Below are 19047 nucleotides of genomic sequence, written 5' to 3' on the forward strand. Positions count from 1 at the left end.
GGCTATTTCAGCGCGGCAGCGAGGTTCTTCTTGGCTGCGCGGCGCAGCTGAACGATGCGTGCTGTACCGACCGTGAAGGTCAGCAGGCCGCCGCCGATTGCGGCCAGCAGCAGTGCGATTCCCTTCGGTAGCGTCCAGTGCCAGCCGAAGAGGTCGAATGTCGCGGGCTCGACGTTCTGTGCGACGAATATCAGCAGCACGGTCAGGATCAGGAATCCCAGCATCAACGACAGCCACAGGGCCCCGGCCCGGGTGAACTTGGACGCCTTGTTTTCGGCCTTCGGACCGGATCGTGTCGCCGGTGGGGGCGATGCCGACGGATTCTTCGACGGCGGTGGCGAGGACGAGGGCCCGGGCGACGGCGAGCCGGAAGGGTTGCTGCTCATGGCTACATCTTTGTCCCATCCCGCCCGGAATGAAACCGAACCGCGCGGGAAAATCTGCGGGATGTGCGAGTTGAGGGGAGTCGCTGCCGTGCGACGATTGCGTTCCCCGGTGGCGCGGGCGGGCGGTACGACATGACGGTAAGTGCCATATGCGCCGCAATTCCGGGAGACGATTTACCGTAGAAGTGTGAACGCAGCCCCTCGGCAACCGGGTCCGAATGTTTGGCCGCAGATGATGACCTGGCGTGCACAGGACGTATCGCGGATGGAATCGGTACGAATACAGTTATCCGGCAAGCGAATCAGGGCCAACGGCCGCATCGTCGCCGCAGCCACCCCGACCAGCCCGGCGTTCGGCGCGTTCTATGAATTGCAGACCGACGAGTCCGGTGCGACCAGGCGATTCGGTTTGACGGTCACCCTCGCCGAGCGTGAACACCAGCTGGCGATCGCCCGCGACGAGGAGAACATGTGGTTGGTCACCGACCATCAGGGCGAACGCCGCGCCGGGTACGACGGTGCCCTCGATGTCGACTTGGCGTACAGCCCGTTCTTCAACGCGCTGCCCATTCGGCGGTTGGGTATTCACGAGCGGGCGGAAACCGTTGCCGTTCCGATGGTCTACGTGAATGTGCCGGCGATGACCGTTGACGTGGCCACTGTGCGCTACGCCGGTGATGGCAGGCCCGACGGCATCAGGCTGAGTTCGCCGATGGCCGAAACCACGGTGGCCGTCGATACCGACGGCTTCATCGTGACGTATCCAGGCTTGGCAGTGCGGATCTGAGCACGCCGCCGGCACGTCCGGCGGTGGCCAGTTGTTGACGCCAGTGGTCTGCGCCGATGACGACCCCGGTGATGTCGAAGCGGGGAAAGCTCTCGTAGCGGGTGTGGGCCGCGTGGCCCTCGTCGGCGAGGTCGGCTACCGAGGAGTGGCGGGCCAGCGCCTCTCCGGCGTGGCCGAGTAGCTCGATGATCCGGTTGGTGGCGGGCACCAGGTGGCTGGTGTTGGCCTCGCACATCGCGCGCACCAGGTCGGGAGCTGTGCCGGCGACCCGCGTTGCGTCCCGGAATGATCCGGCGGCGAGTGCAAAGGCCAGGGGGACCTCGGAGGCGGTGATGGCCAGCGCCTCGGCGAGCAGGTGCGGCAAATGGGAAATCGCGGCGGCGGCGGCGTCGTGGTCGTCGGACTTCGCCGGAACCACGTGAGCTCCGCAGTCCAGCGCCAGCGTCGCCACCATCGACCAGACGCCGGGGTCGACGTAGTCGTCGACGCTCACCACCCAGGGTGCGCGGTTGAACAACCCGGCGTACCCGGCTGCCCATCCCGATTCCGCGGTGCCGGTCATCGGGTGGCCGCCCACGAAGCGGGTGAGCAGACCCGCGCCCGTGACCGCTTCCAATACCGCGGTTTTCACGCTGGTGACGTCGGTCAGCGGACATTCGGGTGCGAAATCGGCGATGTGCGAGAGTATCCGGCCCAACGCCGGCATCGGTACGGCCAGCACGACCAGCGCATCGGCGGCGGCGGCGCGATTCAGTGCCGCCTTGAGGTCGGTGGTGGCGTCGAACCCGGCGGCGCGCGCGCCGGCAGCGCCGTCACGGGAGCGGTTGTAGCCGAACACCTCGCGGCCGGCCCCGGCGGCGGCGCGCAGAATCGACCCGCCGATCAGTCCGAGTCCGAGCACGCATACCGGGGGCCGGCGGTCACTGTTGCTCACGGGTTCAAGGTTGGCATATCCACTCGGGCCGCGGGTCTTCCAGGCTTGATTTCATCTGGCCAGAGGCCTGGTCAGGGACTAGCGTAGGCGCCCATGGGAGCACAGCGTGCTTCGGCATCGGGCCCGTCCGCAGATGCGCCGGAGGGCTTCGGCGTCGCGGTGGTGCGCGAGGACGGCCAATGGTGCTGTACGGCGATGGGGGTCAGGGTGCTGACCAGTTTGGCCGCCGCCGAAACCGAGCTGCGGGAGTTGCGCAGTGCCGGCGCCGTCTTCGGACTCCTGGACATCGACGACGAGTTCTTCGTCATCGTCCGGCCGGCGCCGTCGGGGACCCGGTTGTTGCTTTCCGATGCCACCGCAGCACTGGACTACGACATCGCCGCCGAGGTATTGGACGCCCTCGATGCCGATATCGACCCCGAGGACCTTGAGGATGTCGATCCGTTCGACGAAGGAGATCTGAGTCTGTTGTCCGACATCGGCCTGCCCGAAGCGGTGCTGAGCGTGATCCTCGACGAATCGGACCTGTATGCCGACGAGCAGTTGGGCCGAATCGCGGGCGAGATGGGCTTTGCCGATCAGCTGTCGGTGGTGCTAGACGGCCTAGGCCGGTGATTTACGGTCCCGGCTCCTCGATCGCAAGCGATGAGGAGCTGATCCGGGCTGCGCTGGTGGCGGCCGGTGATGCCGGACCCCGGGACGTGCCGATCGGTGCGGTGGTGATGGCGGCCGACGGAACCGAACTGGCCCGCGCGGCCAACGCCCGCGAGGCTCTCGGCGATCCCACCGCGCACGCCGAGATTCTGGCGCTTCGGGCAGCGGCCGGTGTGCTGGGCGACGGGTGGCGCCTGGAGGGTGCCACGCTGGCGGTGACCGCCGAGCCCTGCACCATGTGCGCGGGCGCTCTGGTTCAGGCCAGGGTGGCCCGCCTGGTGTTCGGAGCCTGGGAGCCCAAGACCGGCGCGGTGGGCTCACTGTGGGACGCGGTTCGGGATCGTCGGCTCAATCATCGTCCCGAGGTACGCGGCGGGGTTCTGGCCGCGGAGTGTGCCGCGCTGCTGGAGGAGTTTTTCGCGGGCCGGCGATTGGGGTGAGAGGACGGTGGTTCGGTAAGGTACCGCTCGGTGGCGTGTCCGAGCGGCCTAAGGAGCACGCCTCGAAAGCGTGTGACGGGTAACCCCCGTCCGAGGGTTCAAATCCCTCCGCCACCGCCAACCCAACCCGGCCCCTGGCCCCCGGCCCCCGGCCCCTGGCCCCTGGCCCGCGAGCGTAACGCCAGTGCGGGAAAGTCCTCCGGGAATCGCACCAGCGTTACGCTCACGAAACCCGCCCGGTGGCCAGCTGACGGATCGTCTGCATCTCCGCGTTGTCGAACGGCTGCCCGGTGGGTTGCAGCAGGTCGGAGAACCACGGTTTGGGGAGGCTGGTCGCGGGGTGGTCCCAGGAGCTCCACGGCAGGTAGGTCTGGGTCTTGCCGGCCACCAATCCCCAGTTGATCGCACCGACGTTGCGCCGCTTGGCGATCGGTAACACCCCTGACACCGTGCTGCCCAGGGAGCGCGCCAGGTATTCGGTGCAGATGATCGGACGTCCCAGGGGCGCGAGCTCGTCGATCCGGTCCCCGAATTGAGCCGGCGGAGCGTAGCTGTGGAACGTGACCACGTCCGAATTGGCCAGCTGAATGCCGGCGATAGCGCTGCGCTCACCGGGATCCCCCCATTTGCCTTGCCACACGCCGCTTGTCAACGGTTGAACCGGATCGACCGCACGCGCCCATTGAAATACCTGGGGGAGAAGCTCGGCGACCCGCTCGATCTTGTCCGTGCGTTCGACCGCGCGATACTCCCGCGCGGGGTTGTCGGGTTCGTTCCACAGGTCCCAACCCAGGACGCGGTCGTCGGTGCGGAATTGGCTCAGGACCCCGGTGAGGTATTCGCGCAGCGTCCCGATGTAGCGGCGGTCGTCGAGCCGCTCGGCGCCCGGGCCCTGGACCCACCCGGAGTTGTGCACCCCCGGCCGGGGTGCATGTTGGGGACCGATTCGCGGGAATGGATCCCAGCAGGAGTCGAACAGGACGAACAGCGGCTTGATGCGGTGGCGCGACGCAATGCCGACGAACTGTGCCAGCCGGGTCTGGAAACCCCGACGGTCCTGTGCCCACAGTTGGTCGTGCAGGAAGACCCGTACCGTGTTGAGGCCGTAGAACCGGGCCGCGGCCAGCTCCCTGTCGATTCGGTGGGGGTCGTAGGTGCCGGCCTGGAACATTTCCAGCTGGTTGACGGCGTTCGACGTGGTGTAGTTGGCGCCGACGAGCCATCCGTGGGCCCGGTACCAGGTGTGTGCCCGGTCGGGCAGCCACCGGCCGGGCTCCGCGGCGGCGCGCGGCGCACGGGAAAGTGCTGCGCCGGCCGCCAACGCCAGGGGCAGCTTCAGAGCGGCGCGGCGATGCACGCAGCGACCGTACTGTCCGGCGGCGGCCTGTGGGCCGGCACGAACTGGTTCGCAACCCGCGAGGGTGAAAATCGTTATCGCACCGTCACGCGCAGCGACGACCGCGGCTCACCCGCGCACGATCAGCGGCAGCGAGACAACTCCCGCACCGCCGGTGACCACCAGCACCCAGCGTCCGTTCACCGGGAGTTTGACGTCGATGGGGAACATGGCGAATCCGAGTTCGGCACTGGTGGCCGCCTCCGGCAAATCGAAGTCGAGGGTCAGTGGATCGTCGTCGGTCGGCGGTACGATTTCGACCTCGACTCGACGGTCCGGATCGCCGGTCTCCGCTTGGGTAAGTATTACCAGTAGGAATTCGGCACGCCGATCTTCATCGACGGCGTACCGCAGCAGTACGCCACCGCTCACGTTTAGCTTGTTGTCCACGGCTCGGGCGGACTCGGCCAGGAAGGCACCGACCAACACCCGGCCGAACCTATCGCTGCTTGCCGGTAGCGGTGGCGGCCGGTGACACGGACCTCATCGAGTCGTGGCAGTGCTGCGCGCTGGTTTTCGATGGCGTCTCCGCCCATGCCGCGAAGGTCACCGCAGAACGTATCCGATTCCGAGCCACTATCGTCGCTTGTCAGATGCCGAACGACGGCGTGGGCGGTGGACCCTGCTGCGGCATCTCGCTCACCAGCACCGGCAGTGAGATCGAACCCGAGTCGCTGGTCACCACGAGCAGCCAGCGGCCGTCCGCGGGCAGTTTGACCTGCAGTTCGAAGAAGGCAAACCCGGGGAGGTCGGTCACCGCCGTCTCGGGCACCTCGAATTCGGTGTCGAACGGTTCGTCGTCGTTGGGTGGGCGCATCTCGACCTTGATCTGCCGGTCGGTGCTGCCCGGATCCTCCTGGGTGAGCACCACGAGTACAAACCTTGCGGCGCGATCCGGCCCAAGTCCGAATCTGGACAGGACGCCGCCGGAAACGCTGAGCGTGTTTTCGACAACCGTCGCCTGTTCGGCAAGGAATGCACCGGTGAGGATCACGCCGCTGAACCTACCCGACCGATCTCATGGTGGGGACATCGCGACGGAAATACTCACCCGGGGCCGTCGGACGGCACAGGGTTGGGTTCGCCGACCGGCGAGGTTTCCGGCACACTGCTCGGCAGGGAGGTCAATCGGTGAGCGACGTTGGCGTCGAGTCGGGCGTGATTCGAGGTCGGCGCCATCGCGGTGTCGTGGTGTGGCGTTCGATCCCCTACGCGGCCCCGCCGACGGGACCGCTGCGTTTTCGCGCGCCGCAGGCGGTCGTGCCGTGGACCGGTGTGCGTGATGCGACCCGGTTCGGCAATGCCGCGCATTCGCACGTGTTCAGTTCGCCGTTGGGCATCGTCAAACGCCAAGTGCAAGATGAGGATTGCCTGACCCTCAACGTCTGCGCACCAGCCGAAGGGGGGCCGCCCCGGCCGGTGCTCGTGTTCATCCACGGAGGCGGCTTTTTCGAGGGCAGCGCGGCGTTGCCGGTGCACGACCCCGAGCCGCTGGTGCGCCGCTTCGGGCTCGTACTGGTCACGATCAACTACCGGCTGGGCGGGTTGGGGTTCGTCGATTTCTCGCAATACGCACCGGATTTCGAAACCAATGTGGGCCTACGCGATCAGCTTGCCGCGCTGGCATGGGTGCGACGCAACATCGCTGCGTTCGGCGGAGACCCGGGTGCGATCACGTTATGGGGTCAGTCCGCCGGTGCCAGTGCGATTCTGACGCATATGGCAGTGCCCGCGGCGAAGGGTCTGTTTCATCGGGCGATTGCCCAGAGTCCGATCGCCGATGCGGTGCGGACGCCGGAGCAGGCCGCCGAAACGGCCCGCCGAGTCGTCGACGCGCTGGGTCTGGACGGCGAGAATGCCGCCGGCAGGCTGCGCACTGTGCCGGCTCAGGCAATCACCAAGGCTGCGATCTCGGTGATGTTGCGGACCGCGCGCGAAGTCCCGTGCCGGATGGCGCTGGCCCCGGTGATCGACGGTGACCTGTTGCCCGAGGACCCGATCGCCGCGATCGAAGCCGGCCGTGCACATCGGGTTCCGCTGGTTGTCGGCTCGATGCGCGACGAAATGGGTCACGCGGGCTGGCGCCCGGTCCGGCGGTTCGTCGATCTGTTCCCGACAACACCGGAGCGGGTGGAGCGCATGTTTGCCGCGACCGATCCCCAGGCTCGGACGAGGGTGCTCGCGCACTACCCGCGGTATCCGGCCGCCGCTGCCCTAACCCGTCTGACCACCGATTGCTTCTTCGTCCGGCCGATGCTGGCGGCGGCAGAAGGTCATGCCCGATACGCTGCGACGTATGTGTACCGGTTCGACTACGCAGCGCCAGTGCTGCGCCTGATCGGGATGGGGGCGATCCACGCCACCGACGTGCCGATGGCCTTCGGTGGCGACTCACCGGCCCTTACCGCCTTTGCGGTAGGCGGCCGCCGGGGCTACCGCGCCACCAGCGATTGGGTGCAGCGCCATTGGTTCGAATTCGCCCAAACGGGGGCGCCAGGCTGGCCGTCCTACGGCGCTGACCGGGTAACCCAGGTCATCGACTACCCGGAGTCGCCCCTGGTGCCCGGCCTCTACAGCGCCACCGGGGAGGCCTGGCGGCATTACCGTGGGCCGCAGCGCGAGGCAAGATCCTCAGCGGCTCAATAGGAGCGGGCTGCTGCGACAACGGTCGGGATTGCCGACGCAGATCGTCGGCGTCCAAGGGCCTAGTTTCCGTTGTTGCGGCCCCGACGGGCCACCGCGAAGTCGATCTGCAGTGGCACCGGTGCGTCGACCGGCCGGGTGGCGTCGGCGTCTCGGTACACCCCGATGTTGTGTTCCCCGGTGCTTTCGACGGCGAACGAAAGCTCCGGGGTGAAGCACCGGTATTTGGAGGGCCGGCCACCTTGCTCGGGCCACTGCCAGGTCAGCCGGGTGGTGCCGCGGATGGCCTCGGCGGAGTCCTTGCAGACGATGAACAGTTCCGGGTCGTAGTCTTCGCGGGCCGGCGCGTGCAGGACGAGGACGAGGGGAATGGTCAGCCATGCGGGCAGCTGGTGGACCGTGAAGCTGGTCGTGGGCAGCCGGGTGGCGTCGATCGCCGAGTTCTCGATCCTGGCGGAAGCTGCCACGAGCAAGGCGGCAATGTGCATCGCCACAGCATAGCGATGGTTGCCGACGGTTACGGAGTCACGATGGAGAAGTTCGGGTCGGGCTTGTCGAGCACGCCGACGAGCGACTGCAGCGCTTGCGGGTCGCCGCTGATTTCCAGGCCGGGCGAACTGTGGTCCCCGGCTGCCAGTGCGATCAGCCTGAGCTTGGTGTCGAGCTCGATGGTGGCGTCGGCGGTGGATGCGTCGGCTGCGGCCCTGCGGTAGACGAGCACCCCGTTGGCCAGCGTCAGCCGGTAGTTGACGCCGAGGTCGACGAACGAAACGTCAAGGGCCAGCGAAAGATTCCACGCCGTCGGCCCGTTGACGCTGATGGCCAGGATGTCGAACATCTGTTCTGGGGTGAGCTGGGCGAGCAGCGCGGTCGAGGAGGCGGCCTCGGTGGGTGTCCCCATATTGCCCGAGGCCAACTCGGTGGCGCCGGAGAGGAAGAAGTTGCGCCAGGGGGCGTTCTCCGATCCGTAGGCCATCTGCGAAAGGGTATCCACGTAGAGCCTGCGTGCCGGGCCGTGGTTCTCATCGGTGAATATCACATGGTCCAGAAGTGTTGCCGCCCAGCGATAGTCACCACCGTCGTAGGCCTTCTGCGCCAGTTCGACGGTGCGGTCGGCGCCGCCCATGGCCTCGACGTAGCGCGGGCCGATCGCTTCCGGTGGGTGTTGCCACAACCGGGCGGGGTTGCCGTCGAACCAGCCCATGTAACGCTGGTAGATCGCCTTGACGTTGTGGCTGACCGACCCGTAGTAGCCGTGGGTGTGCCAGGCTTTCTCCAGAGCCGGTGGCATCTGGAAGTTTTCGGCGATCTCGATGCCGGTGTAGCCCTGGTTGAGCAGACGCAGGGTCTGGTCGTGCAGGTAGGCGTACAGGTCCCGTTGCAGCGACAGGAACGCCACGATGGCCTCGTGCCCCCAGGTGGGCCAGTGGTGCGAGGCGAACACGACGTCTGTCCGATCGGCGAATGCGTCGATGGCCTCGGTGAGATATCCCGACCACGCGTGGGGGTCGCGCACCAGCGCGCCGCGCAGGGTCAGCAGATTGTGCAGGTTATGGGTGGCGTTCTCGGCCATGCACAACGCCCGGAACTTCGGGAAATAGAAGTGCATTTCGGCCGGCGCTTCGGTGCCGGGTGCCATCTGGAATTCGATGTCGACTCCGTCGATGGTGTGGGTCTCGCCGGTGGTGGCGATGTCGATCGTCGGCACGATCAATCCGACTTCGCCGGTGGACGGTGACTGCCCCAGACCGCACCCGACCTGACCGAGCGGACCGCGGGGAAGGGCGGCCCCGTACATGTAGGCGGCCCGGCGGGTCATTGCGGTGCCGGCGTAGACGTTCTCCTGAACCGCGTGTTCGACGAAACCCTCCGGCGCCAGCACCGCGACCTTGCCTGCGTCGACGTCAGCCTGGGTGGTCACCCCGAACACGCCGCCGAAGTGGTCGACGTGGCTGTGGGTGTAGATGACCGCGACCACCGGCCGGTCACCGCGGTGGACGCGGTAGAGCGCCAACGCTGCCGCAGCGGTTTCGGTGCACACCAGTGGGTCGATGACGATGATGCCGGTTTCACCTTCGATGAAGCTGATATTGGACAGGTCCAGGCCGCGCACCTGGTAGATACCCTCGACCACCTCGTACAGGCCCTGCTTGGCACACAACTTCGACTGGCGCCACAGGCTGGGATGCACCGTCGTCGGTGCATCGCCGTCGAGGAAGGAATAGGAATCGTTGTCCCACACCACGCGACCGTCGGCGGTAGTCACCACACACGGGGACAACTTCGCGATGAAACCGCGGTCCGCGTCGGTGAAGTCCTGGGTGTCGGAGAAGGGAAGTGCTGCCAGACTCTCGGCGTGCGCCGAGGCGATGTGTGGTGATGCGGCGACGGAGGCCGGGTCTGATTGCGGTATGCCTACATTATTACCGTGGTCTACCGGGGCGCAGTCCCGCGAGTCGCGGGGTACGGCTCGGCCTTCGCGGAGCTAGGAGTGCAGCGCCGCCACCGTGTCGGCGATGGTGGTGCGGGCATCGCGGAAGCTGATACCGAGTTCCCGCGTGGCCGGCGCATCGTCAGATTCGGGCATCTGGGTGTAATACTGCATACCCGCCGCGGTGAACGGATTGTCGAAGGGTAGATACGGGCCCACGACGTCCAGCATCGTGCCTGCGGCACGCAGGACCGAATCGGGGACCGGGACCGCGACCATCGGTGTGCCGGCGACCTCGCCGAGTATCTTCGCCAGGTCCGCCACCGGAATCCGATGCCCGCCCGCCATGTATCGGCGCGGTCCGTGCCCGGGCTCCAGCAGCGCCGCGTGCATCGCGGCCACGTCGCGGACGTCGATCACCATCCATGCCGCGCTGCGCCCCGGAATCGTGTGAATCTGCAGCGCCGCCTTGACGCCCTCGCCCGCTTCGCCGAACTGGTTGCCGACGGGCGGGCCCAGGACCATGCCGGGATAGGTGATGTTCACCGGCGCGCCCGCGTCCTGCAGGCCGCGCGCATAGAGCTCGACCTGCGCCTTGGACGTTCCATAGCCGTCGGATCCGCCTACTACCGGCAGGTCGGCGGTCAACGTTGCCAGGTTGGGGTGGAACAGCGCGGTGAAGCTGGATACGTGCACAACCGGATCGAGGCCCATGCCGACCGCCTGCCCCAGGACGTTTCGTGCCCCCTCCATATTGGTGGCGAGCATTTGTGCGGTCTGGCGAGGGTCGGTGGCCACCAGTGCGGCGCTGTGTACGACGGCGTCGCAGCCGGTCAGTGCCTCGCGCACCGAGTCGCGGTCCTTGATGTCACCGACGACGAAATCCGATGTGTCGACTCCGAGGGCGGCCACCGAGCTCTGCAGACGTTCGGGTTTTCGTACCAGGAACCGCACGGAATGTCCCGCGTCGGCAATCGCCTTGGCGGTCCATCCTCCGACGAATCCGGTGCCGCCGGTGACCAGAACATGCATGCTGGCATTGTGCCGCCACGGGTTCGCCCGCGAGTCGGTGGGTCGGCGGGCGGAGGTCGGCGGGCGGAGGTTGTTGCACACTCGAAATCGGCCACGATCCCTCATTGCGGCCGAGGCCGGACCGGCCCGATGGCGCCGACGGACCGCTATGGGTCACGATGGAAACGTGAGCACCGCAGCAATCGTGGTGGCCCTAGTTCTGCTGGGGCTCGGGATCGTGATCAACGGCCTGTTCCGGCTGCGGGATTGGCTGAAGAACTCCCCGCCCTTACCGCCGCCCACTCCCGATCCGGACGACGACCCGGACTAGAACCCGATGGTTGGCGGCGTCAGCCGCAGATTACCGAGGCTGGGTCGAGGCCGGACAGGTCGCTTCCGTCGACCTTGACCTCGGCAGCCCCGCCACTGACGGAATCGCCGCTGGTCGCATGGTCCTTCGCCGGTCAGGGCCGCGGCTCATCTTCGACGTCCGCTCCCCGGCGGGTCCTCCTGCGGCGATGTGACGTCTTGCCGGTCGGGCGGCGGTTTCGTAGCCGGGACCGCGCGTCGGCGTCGGCCGATTCGCCTTCGCTGGTGGCGCCGACGGCTTCTGCGGTGTCGTCGGAGACCTCCGCCGCAGCCTCGTCGTCAACCGCCTCCGCAGCCGTCTCGGTCTCGGTCTCGGTCTCGTCGGAGTCTTCAGAATCATCGGTCTCGTCGGAGTCGTCGGCGTCTGCGGTCTTGTCAGCGTCTGCGGTCTTGTCAGCGTCGTCGGTCTTGTCAGCGTCGTCGGTCTCGTCAGCGTCTGCGGTCTTGTCAGCGTCGTCGGTGTCGTCGGTGTCGTCGGTGTCGTCGGCGTCTGCGGTCTTGTCAGCGTCGTCGGTCTCGTCAGCGTCGTCGGTGTCGTCGGCGTCCTCAGCGTCGTCGGCGTCCTCGGTGTCGTCAGCGTCGTCGGCGCGCCTGCCCCGCTTCCTCCCCCGAATACCGCGCTTCTTGACCTTTTTCGGCTTGATCGGTTTCGGCGGTGGCGGTGGAAGTTCGGCGACGAACGACAGGTGGAACGCGACGAATCCGATCAACGCGATCGCAGCGGCGGCTCCGTAGATCGCGAACAGCCACGGGCCCGCATCGTCCAGGCTGAACCAGATCTCGCTGATCGCGGCGCCGATGATCAGTACCGCTGCCAGCGCCTGCGCCACGATCGACCAGGTCCTGATCGTCAGTGCCAGCTGCGGAGTACCGAATTCCGGCTTTCGGCTGTGCACCAGGGTGAACGACACCGGCAGCGCGGCGAGGCCGATCAGCACACCGGTCACGATCCGCAGCGTGGTTCCCAGCGCATGCGAGGTGTCGCCGACCAGTTCGGGCCAGCGGGGTAGGACGAAAAAGAAAAAGAGGACACCGGCGCCGATCGAGAACGACGCGTGCCAAAGCGTGGCGACTTTGCGCCCCATGCCCCTCCTTCAAGTGGTTCAGTGCGGACGTCCGGTGCTACCGAGTGGCGACTCGGTCCCTCGCCGTCCGGTAATTCTCGGTGGCGGAGGATGCGGGATTTGAACCCGCGAGGGCTGTTAACCCAACCCGCGTTCCAGGCGAGCGCCATAGGCCACTAGGCGAATCCTCCGTGGTCATGGTAGCGGCTTCCTCGGCCAGGTTGTCCCCTGGACCGGCCAACGTCGTCGCCGAATCGCTGACCCCGGGTATTACACTCGCCGATGGACCCCGCGCGGCGTCCATCCTGTGAACTCCCCCAGGGCCGGAAGGCAGCAAGGGTCAACAGGCTCTGTCGGGTGCGCGGGGTCCCCTTTCTGGAATGCCGTTTACCCAGGGTTTTGCCGGCGAAAGGGCAGCATAGTGTCGTTCGAGTCCCTTGGCGCCGAAGAGTTGTCGGCGGTGCACGCGCGACACCAGCAGGAGTACGCGGCGCTGAAAGCCAAGAAGCTGTCCCTGGACCTCACCCGCGGAAAACCGTCCCCCGAACAACTCGACCTGTCCAACTCGCTGCTTGGCCTGCCAGGCGACCAGTCCTCAGACGGTTTCAGAGACCCGGAGGGCACCGACACCCGCAACTACGGCGGGCTGCACGGCCTGCCCGGGCTGCGCGCGATTTTCGCCGAGTTGCTGGGTCTGCCGGTGCAGAACCTGATCGCCGGCAACAATGCCAGCCTGGAATTCATGCATGATGTCGTCGCTTTCTCGATGCTGCACGGCGGGGTGGATTCGCCACGGCCGTGGATCAAGGAGGCGGCCGTCAAATTCCTGTGTCCCGTTCCCGGCTACGACCGGCACTTCGCCATCACCGAGACGATGGGCATCGAGATGATCCCGGTCCCGATGCTCGACGATGGTCCCGATGTCGACCTGATCGAAGAATTGGTCGCGGCAGACCCGGCGATCAAGGGGATGTGGACGGTACCGGTGTTCGGCAATCCCACCGGCGTCACCTATTCCTGGGAAAACGTCCGACGCCTCGTCCAGATGCCGACCGCTGCCGCCGACTTCCGGTTGTTCTGGGACAACGCCTACGCGGTCCACACCCTGACGCACGACTTCGTCCGTCCGGTCGACGTGCTCGGGCTGGCCACCAAAACCGGTAACGCCAACAGGCCGCTCATCTTTGCCTCCACGTCCAAGATCACCTTCGCCGGTGCGGGCGTGAGCTTCTTCGGCGGTTCACTCGGCAACATCGCGTGGTACCTGCAGTACGCGGGGAAGAAGTCGATCGGGCCGGACAAGGTGAATCAGTTGCGGCACCTGCGCTTCTTCGGTGACGCCGACGGGGTGCGCCTGCATATGCAGCGGCACCAGCAGATCCTGGCGCCCAAGTTCGCCCTGGTCGCCGAGATCCTCCAGCAGCGGTTGGGCGCATCGGGGATCGCCTCGTGGACCGATCCTAAAGGCGGCTACTTCGTCAGCCTCGACGTCATGGCCGGCACCGCGCGCCGGACCGTGGCCCTGGCCAAGGATGCCGGTATCGCAGTCACCGAGGCGGGCGCGTCATTCCCCTACCGAAAAGACCCCGACGACACCAACATCCGGATCGCGCCATCGTTCCCGTCGATACCCGACCTGCGCGATGCGGTCGACGGGCTGGCGACGTGTGCGCTGCTGGCTGCGACCGAGTCGCTGCTGGTGTAAGGGTTTCTGCGTTGACTCTGCGTCGAGGGCGCGAAAGTGCGAGTGGACTGCGCCGTGAGTGCAGAGTGAACGCCCGGGGGGCTGGGCGGTGACGTTGACTCTGCGCCGAGGGCGCGAAAGTGCGAGTGGACTGCGCCATGAGTGCAGAGTCGGTGGGGGAGATCGCCCCACTGGCGCAGTGGCAACGGGCGATTTGCCCGGCAACCGACGGGCGTCAGTGCCAGTCGGCTGGGTAGCCTGCTCATCGTGGCCCTCTACCGCAAGTACCGGCCGGCAAACTTTGCCGAGGTGGTGGGGCAGGAGCACGTCACCGAGCCGTTGTCTGTCGCGCTGACGGCGGGCCGGGTCAACCACGCGTACCTGTTCTCGGGGCCGCGGGGCTGCGGAAAGACATCGTCGGCGCGCATCCTGGCGCGCTCGCTCAACTGTGCGCAAGGCCCCACGCCCACCCCCTGCGGAGTGTGCGAGTCGTGTCAGGCATTGGCGCCCAACGCGGGCGGCAGCATCGACGTGATTGAGCTGGACGCCGCCAGCCACGGCGGTGTCGACGACACCAGGGAGCTACGAGACCGCGCCTTCTACGCTCCGGCGCAGTCGCGGTACCGGGTGTTCATCGTCGACGAGGCGCACATGGTGACCACGGCGGGTTTCAATGCGCTGCTCAAGATCGTCGAGGAACCGCCCGAGCACCTGATCTTCATCTTCGCCACCACCGAACCGGAGAAAGTGCTGTCGACGATCCGCTCGCGCACCCATCACTATCCGTTCCGGCTGCTGCCGCCCCGCACGATGCGATCCCTGGTGAGCCGGATCTGCGAGCAGGAGGGCGTCGTCGTCGACGAGGTGGTGTACCCGCTGGTCATCAGGGCCGGGGGTGGCTCGCCGCGGGACACCCTGTCGGTGCTGGACCAGCTGTTGGCCGGTTCCGACGGGCAACACATCACCTACCAGCGCGCGTTGGGATTGCTGGGCGCCACCGACGTCGCCTTGATCGACGACGCGGTCGACGCACTCGGAGCAGGGGATGCCGCGGCGCTGTTCGGGGCCGTCGAAGCGGTGATCGACGCCGGCCACGACCCTCGCCGCTTCGCGAGCGATCTGCTGGAGCGATTCCGCGATCTCATCCTTGTGCAAGCGGTCCCCGACGCCATCTCTCGCGGCGTGGTGGACGCCCCGGAGGACGTGCTGGACCGGATGCGCGAACAGGCTGCCCGCATCGGACGGGGGGCTTTGACCCGGTACGCCGAAGTGGTTCAGGCCGGCCTCGGTGAGATGCGCGGCGCTACCGCGCCCCGGCTGCTGCTGGAAGTGGTGTGCGCACGACTGCTGCTGCCGTCGGCGGCCGACGCCGAGTCGGCGCTACTGCAGCGGGTGGAACGCATCGAGACCCGGCTGGCCATGTCGCTGCCCGAACCCGACGGCGAGCAGTCAACGGCGCCGGCTTCGGCGGCTCGCCGTTCCGGGGAATCCTCGGTCGGGCAGCCTTCTTCTCGCCGAGAATCGGCTGCGGCGAGAAATGTGCCCGAGCGCGGGCCGAAGGAAACACCTGCACAGCCGTCCGTCAGCGCCCCAGCCCCAGCCCCAGCCCCAGCGCCGGCCTTAGCTTCGGCCCCGGCAACGGGCGAGCTCAACGCGACGGCCATTCGAAGCATGTGGCCGACGGTGTGCGACAAGGTCCGCGAGCGCAGCCGCACCACCGCGGTGATGCTGTCGGGCGCAACGGTCCACGCGGTCGAAGACAACACCCTGGTGCTGACCCACGAAGCCGCCCCGCTGGCCCGGCGGCTGTCCGAACAGCGCAACGCCGATGTCATCGCCGAAGCGCTCAGGGACGCGCTGGGCGTCGACTGGCGGGTGCGCTGTCAGACCGGCTCAGTGGCGCCGGCCGACACTCCAGCCGCGCCGTCGGGGGCGGCCGAGCCGGCGCCCGAGCCCGGTGAGGCGACTTGGCGCGATGAGGAGGAAAGCATGCTTGCCGAAGCCGGCCGCGGCGCATCAGGAGAGTCGCGCCGAGATCCGGAAGAGGCCGCCCTGGAGTTGCTGCAGAACGAGTTGGGCGCCCGCCGCATCGACAACGGCTGACCGGGCTCAACGGGCAGGCGGGGGACGGGCCCGACGGCGGCCGCCTGGTCCAGGTCGGGCCTTGGGCTAAACGGGTAGGCGGGGGACGGGCACCCGGGGGGCGCCAGGGCAGGTCAGGGTGCGGCCCGTGCGTCGCAGACGGGGGATCCTCCCGGCAGTCACCAGCGGTGCTGAAATTCCCCGGGCGCCCACGCCGGCCACGCCGGTTCGCCGATGATCACCCCCGCCGTCAGCTGCGCGATGATTCGCGGGCCGTCGAGCCGTGAGTTGTCGTAGACGGTAGCGATGTCGGCCAACTCGATCGCTTCAGCCAGAATTGGCCACATTCGACGGTGCCGTGCACGGATCTTATCTTTGGGGACGTGGTGGCCCCCGTGCAGAACGTGCTGCCGCACGCGTTCGACGGCGAGGTTCTCGGGGATCAGCATCACGTGCAGAGCGACGACGTAGCCCGCATTACCTGCTGAGCGGACCAGGTCGAGCTTCGACGGATGGGAGAAGACGGTCTCGGCGATGAATGCGCGGCCGGTCACGATCAGCTTGGCGCGGGTATCCGCAGCGGTCCGTGCGGCATCGTAGGAGTGCGCGGTGGGATCGTCCGGCCATCGTTGCCGTGCGATTTCATCGGCGTTGACCACTACGCTGCGCGGCAACAGCGGCGCGAGCGTGACCGCGATGAAGGTCGACTTTCCGGCGCCGTTCGGGCCTGCGACGACGTCGAGTCGATTCACCGGCGCTCGGTGGCGGCATTGATCATCGGTTGAGGTCGACGACCGCGGTGGTGCCGTCGGGCCGGTACTCCACGATCTCGCCGTCGTCGTTGAGTGCCACTGTTGTGATGCCCTGCGTTGCCAGCAGATCACCGTAGTGGGTGGCGGCCAGGGTCTCTTGGAGCGCGGCCGCAACCTCTGCGTTGAAGACGAGCCCCTCGTCTGTGGACAGCTCGTTGGTGTCCAGAAGGCCGGCCAGCGCGGCCTCGACGCGCCGACCCGAGGCGGTCTGATGGCTCGACACCGCCCGGCCCACCCGCAGCCAATGGTCGAGCTGCTGCTTGGCCGACCGGCTCTGCCGGGCCCCCTCGGCGGCGGCACTGTCCACCAAATCGGCGGCTACCCTGGTGACGCGATCGGTGGCCTTCTTCATAGTTCTGCACCTCCTGTAGCAGAATGGTATTGCGTGTAGCGGATTGCTACAAATGTGTGCGGTGACGCACTTCCTCTCGGCCACTACCGCATCCTCGGGTCAGCCAAAGGGTATGGATGATCCGCGAGCCGGCGGCGAGTACCGGCCCTGGGTCCCACCGCGGGGCTCCGCCGTCGAAGGCCAGCCGGCGATCACTGACAGACGCCGCATATATCGTGGTCGCAGACAACAGAGCGTGCGGCGGATCGAGATCCTGGCCCGCGGCATGGTCATCACAGCAGAGGAGTGGCGCCTGATGGGACAGGTGAGGGCGGTCAGCACGGTATTGGTCGAGGCCGAGCCCGGGGCGGTGCTCGACGCGGTGGCCGACTACCGGAACGTCCGTCCGGCAATTCTTTCCCCGCAGTACAGCGAGTACGAGGTGGTCAAGGGTGGTCGGGGGAAGGGCACGGTCGCCAAGTGGCGATTGCAGGCGACCGAGTCGCGGGTGCGCAATGTCCAGGTCGATGTGGATGTAGCCGGCCATACCGTGATCGAAAAGGACGCGAACTCCTCGATGGTGATCAATTGGACGGTGGCGCCGGCCGGCCCGGGCGCCAGCGTCACCATGACGACCACCTGGACCGGTGCCGGCGGGGTCAAAGGGGTTTTCGAGAAGACGTTCGCACCCTTGGGGCTGAAGAAGATCCAGGGCGAGGTGCTCGCCAACCTGAAGCAGTCGCTCGAAGGCGGGTCGGCGAGCTAGCGCGCCTGCGCCTGGGTGGCCAGATAGCTCGCGACACCGCGAACCAGCGCGTCGGCGTACTTCTGACGCCCCGCCGGCGATTCCATCAGTGCCGAGTCCGCAGGGTTCTTCATGTTGCCGAGCTCGACCAGGATCGACGGGTACTGCGCCAGGTTCAGGCCGGCCAGATCAGCACGCCCGTACAGGCCACCCTGGCCGATGTAGTTGGCCGGAGGTATCCCCGACGCCTGCAACTGATCGCGCATGACCCGGGCGAACTGCACCGAGGGACCCGACTGGGCCGCGTTGAGCGGCGGCGCCGAGTAGTTGACGTGGAATCCCCGCCCGGAGGCCGGGCCGCCGTCGCCGTGCAGGCTCACTATGGCGTTGGGGTGCAGCGAGTTCGACACCGCGGCGCGTTCGTCGATGCAGGGGCCGAGTGCGTTGTCGTTGCCCCGGGACATGGCCGTTCGCACACCCAAGGCGTTGAGGGCGGCGCGCAACCGCAGGGCTGTATCCCAGGTGAAGGTGTGCTCGGGGTATCCGCTGTCCGACGCCGTGCCGCTGGTCTGGCAGTCCTTGGTACCGCCTCGGCCGGTGGGCACCTGACGGCTGATCGACGCATCGTTGGCGCCGTTGTGACCGGGGTCGATGAATACGATCATGCCGGCGATGCCGGCCGGTGCGGCGGTGGCGGGGGGTGTCATCGGAGGCGGACCGGCCAACACCCCGGCGATCCCCCCGATCAGGATTGCGATCCCGACACGAAGCCTTGCACGTACGTCCACTCGGCCAAGGTAGCGCGCTGCGGGCTACGCTGAATGCTCTGAATGACCCGACACCCGTAGGCGAAATCAAGTCGAGACCAAGATGCGAGGCGATTGTCATGCAACCCGGAGGAGACATGTCGCAGCTGCTGGCTCAGGCACAGCAGATGCAGCAGAAACTACTCGAAGCCCAGCAGCAGCTCGCGAACTCCGAGGTGCACGGTCAGGCCGGCGGTGGCCTGGTCAAGGTGGTGGTCAAGGGCAGCGGCGAACTCATCGGGGTGTCGATCGACCCCAAGGTGGTCAATAGCGACGACATCGAAACCCTGCAGGACCTGATCGTCGGTGCGATGAGCGACGCGTCCAAACAGGTCACCCGGATGGCGCAGGAGCGGCTGGGCGCACTGGCCGGCGGTATGCGTCCGCCCGCACCCCCCGGTGCTCCGTCGGCAGCCCCCGGCGCCCCGCCGGCAGGCCCGGGCGCTCCGCCGGCGCCTCCCGCTCCGCCCGC

Annotated in this window: 21 protein-coding genes, 2 tRNA genes and 1 other RNA gene; 11 read left to right on the forward strand and 13 right to left on the reverse strand. The window is 67.3% G+C overall.

Annotation, left to right across the window (positions count from 1 at the left end; genetic code table 11):
- Positions 1-2: 2 nt before the first annotated feature.
- Positions 3-386 (reverse strand): LapA family protein, encoded by a 384-nt coding sequence (locus ACK5M9_RS04200; protein WP_416891939.1) that lies wholly within the window; start codon positions 384-386, stop codon positions 3-5.
- A gap of 232 nt (positions 387-618) precedes the next feature.
- Here ACK5M9_RS04200 and ACK5M9_RS04205 point away from each other — a divergent pair, with 232 nt between their 5' ends.
- Positions 619-1173, forward strand: a complete 555-nt coding sequence (locus ACK5M9_RS04205; protein ID WP_416891958.1) for a putative glycolipid-binding domain-containing protein — start codon at positions 619-621, stop codon at positions 1171-1173.
- Here ACK5M9_RS04205 and ACK5M9_RS04210 read toward each other — a convergent pair.
- On the reverse strand, positions 1136-2107 hold the full coding sequence (locus ACK5M9_RS04210) for a prephenate dehydrogenase (RefSeq protein ID WP_416891940.1): 972 nt from the start codon (positions 2105-2107) through the stop codon (positions 1136-1138). The two genes, ACK5M9_RS04205 and ACK5M9_RS04210, sit on opposite strands and share 38 nt — an antisense overlap.
- Positions 2108-2200: 93 nt before the next feature.
- Here ACK5M9_RS04210 and ACK5M9_RS04215 point away from each other — a divergent pair, with 93 nt between their 5' ends.
- The 3 genes from ACK5M9_RS04215 to ACK5M9_RS04225 all read left to right on the forward strand — a co-directional run bounded on the left by ACK5M9_RS04215 (position 2201) and on the right by ACK5M9_RS04225 (position 3321).
- Entirely contained in the window at positions 2201-2722 is a 522-nt protein-coding gene (locus ACK5M9_RS04215; protein ID WP_416891941.1) for a tRNA adenosine deaminase-associated protein, read from the forward strand.
- Positions 2723-2742: 20 nt separating this feature from the next.
- Positions 2743-3201 (forward strand): nucleoside deaminase, encoded by a 459-nt coding sequence (locus tag ACK5M9_RS04220; protein ID WP_416891959.1) that lies wholly within the window; start codon positions 2743-2745, stop codon positions 3199-3201.
- Positions 3202-3230: 29 nt separating this feature from the next.
- A tRNA-Ser gene (locus ACK5M9_RS04225) sits at positions 3231-3321 on the forward strand.
- A 103-nt stretch (positions 3322-3424) separates the two neighbouring features.
- Here ACK5M9_RS04225 and ACK5M9_RS04230 read toward each other — a convergent pair.
- The 3 genes from ACK5M9_RS04230 to ACK5M9_RS04240 form a co-directional block, all read right to left on the reverse strand.
- Positions 3425-4558: a 1,4-beta-xylanase gene (locus ACK5M9_RS04230; protein WP_416891942.1), complete on the reverse strand. Its 1134-nt coding sequence runs from the start codon at positions 4556-4558 to the stop codon at positions 3425-3427.
- Between the two features lie 108 nt (positions 4559-4666).
- Positions 4667-5026, reverse strand: a complete 360-nt coding sequence (locus ACK5M9_RS04235) for a hypothetical protein (protein WP_416891943.1) — start codon at positions 5024-5026, stop codon at positions 4667-4669.
- A 160-nt stretch (positions 5027-5186) separates the two neighbouring features.
- Complete coding sequence (locus ACK5M9_RS04240) at positions 5187-5591, reverse strand: hypothetical protein (protein ID WP_416891944.1); 405 nt, start codon at positions 5589-5591, stop codon at positions 5187-5189.
- A 137-nt stretch (positions 5592-5728) separates the two neighbouring features.
- Here ACK5M9_RS04240 and ACK5M9_RS04245 point away from each other — a divergent pair, with 137 nt between their 5' ends.
- Entirely contained in the window at positions 5729-7243 is a 1515-nt protein-coding gene (locus ACK5M9_RS04245; RefSeq protein WP_416891945.1) for a carboxylesterase/lipase family protein, read from the forward strand.
- 59 nt (positions 7244-7302) lie between these two features.
- On the opposite strand, the gene ACK5M9_RS04250 is transcribed toward ACK5M9_RS04245, so the two are convergent.
- The 3 genes from ACK5M9_RS04250 to ACK5M9_RS04260 all read right to left on the reverse strand — a co-directional run bounded on the left by ACK5M9_RS04250 (position 7303) and on the right by ACK5M9_RS04260 (position 10703).
- Positions 7303-7728 carry a hypothetical protein gene (locus ACK5M9_RS04250; protein ID WP_416891946.1) on the reverse strand — a complete coding sequence of 142 codons (426 nt, stop codon included), beginning with the start codon at positions 7726-7728 and terminating at the stop codon, positions 7303-7305.
- 29 nt (positions 7729-7757) lie between these two features.
- Complete coding sequence (locus tag ACK5M9_RS04255) at positions 7758-9653, reverse strand: alkyl/aryl-sulfatase (RefSeq protein WP_416891960.1); 1896 nt, start codon at positions 9651-9653, stop codon at positions 7758-7760.
- 72 nt (positions 9654-9725) lie between these two features.
- Positions 9726-10703: an SDR family NAD(P)-dependent oxidoreductase gene (locus ACK5M9_RS04260; RefSeq protein ID WP_416891947.1), complete on the reverse strand. Its 978-nt coding sequence runs from the start codon at positions 10701-10703 to the stop codon at positions 9726-9728.
- A gap of 166 nt (positions 10704-10869) precedes the next feature.
- On the opposite strand from ACK5M9_RS04260, the gene ACK5M9_RS04265 reads away from it, so the two are divergent.
- Complete coding sequence (locus ACK5M9_RS04265; RefSeq protein WP_416891948.1) at positions 10870-11013, forward strand: hypothetical protein; 144 nt, start codon at positions 10870-10872, stop codon at positions 11011-11013.
- A gap of 133 nt (positions 11014-11146) precedes the next feature.
- Here the strand turns inward: ACK5M9_RS04265 and ACK5M9_RS04270 are convergent, their stop codons facing one another.
- Both ACK5M9_RS04270 and ACK5M9_RS04275 read right to left on the reverse strand, forming a co-directional pair.
- Entirely contained in the window at positions 11147-12136 is a 990-nt protein-coding gene (locus ACK5M9_RS04270) for a hypothetical protein (protein WP_416891949.1), read from the reverse strand.
- Between the two features lie 81 nt (positions 12137-12217).
- Positions 12218-12306, reverse strand: a tRNA-Ser gene (locus tag ACK5M9_RS04275).
- Between the two features lie 89 nt (positions 12307-12395).
- On the opposite strand from ACK5M9_RS04275, the gene ffs reads away from it, so the two are divergent.
- From ffs to ACK5M9_RS04290, 3 genes are all read left to right on the forward strand, one after another.
- Positions 12396-12492: signal recognition particle sRNA small type (ffs, locus tag ACK5M9_RS04280), an RNA gene on the forward strand.
- A gap of 44 nt (positions 12493-12536) precedes the next feature.
- Positions 12537-13820, forward strand: a complete 1284-nt coding sequence (locus ACK5M9_RS04285; RefSeq protein WP_416891950.1) for an aminotransferase class I/II-fold pyridoxal phosphate-dependent enzyme — start codon at positions 12537-12539, stop codon at positions 13818-13820.
- Between the two features lie 246 nt (positions 13821-14066).
- Positions 14067-15902 carry a DNA polymerase III subunits gamma/tau gene (locus ACK5M9_RS04290; RefSeq protein WP_416891951.1) on the forward strand — a complete coding sequence of 612 codons (1836 nt, stop codon included), beginning with the start codon at positions 14067-14069 and terminating at the stop codon, positions 15900-15902.
- 158 nt (positions 15903-16060) lie between these two features.
- On the opposite strand, the gene ACK5M9_RS04295 is transcribed toward ACK5M9_RS04290, so the two are convergent.
- Positions 16061-16633, reverse strand: a complete 573-nt coding sequence (locus tag ACK5M9_RS04295) for a zeta toxin family protein (RefSeq protein WP_416891952.1) — start codon at positions 16631-16633, stop codon at positions 16061-16063.
- A gap of 22 nt (positions 16634-16655) precedes the next feature.
- Positions 16656-17045 (reverse strand): TA system antitoxin ParD family protein, encoded by a 390-nt coding sequence (locus ACK5M9_RS04300; RefSeq protein ID WP_416891953.1) that lies wholly within the window; start codon positions 17043-17045, stop codon positions 16656-16658.
- A 295-nt stretch (positions 17046-17340) separates the two neighbouring features.
- Here ACK5M9_RS04300 and ACK5M9_RS04305 point away from each other — a divergent pair, with 295 nt between their 5' ends.
- Positions 17341-17790, forward strand: a complete 450-nt coding sequence (locus ACK5M9_RS04305; RefSeq protein ID WP_416891961.1) for an SRPBCC family protein — start codon at positions 17341-17343, stop codon at positions 17788-17790.
- Here ACK5M9_RS04305 and ACK5M9_RS04310 read toward each other — a convergent pair.
- Positions 17787-18557: an Rv3717 family N-acetylmuramoyl-L-alanine amidase gene (locus ACK5M9_RS04310; protein ID WP_416891954.1), complete on the reverse strand. Its 771-nt coding sequence runs from the start codon at positions 18555-18557 to the stop codon at positions 17787-17789. The two genes, ACK5M9_RS04305 and ACK5M9_RS04310, sit on opposite strands and share 4 nt — an antisense overlap.
- A 98-nt stretch (positions 18558-18655) precedes the next feature.
- Here ACK5M9_RS04310 and ACK5M9_RS04315 point away from each other — a divergent pair.
- Positions 18656-19047 (forward strand): YbaB/EbfC family nucleoid-associated protein (locus ACK5M9_RS04315; protein WP_416891955.1); only part of this gene is annotated, 392 nt, incomplete at its 3' end.

The organism is Mycobacterium sp., from assembly GCF_047975165.1.
In the GTDB taxonomy this organism is placed as follows: Bacteria; Actinomycetota; Actinomycetes; order Mycobacteriales; family Mycobacteriaceae; genus Mycobacterium.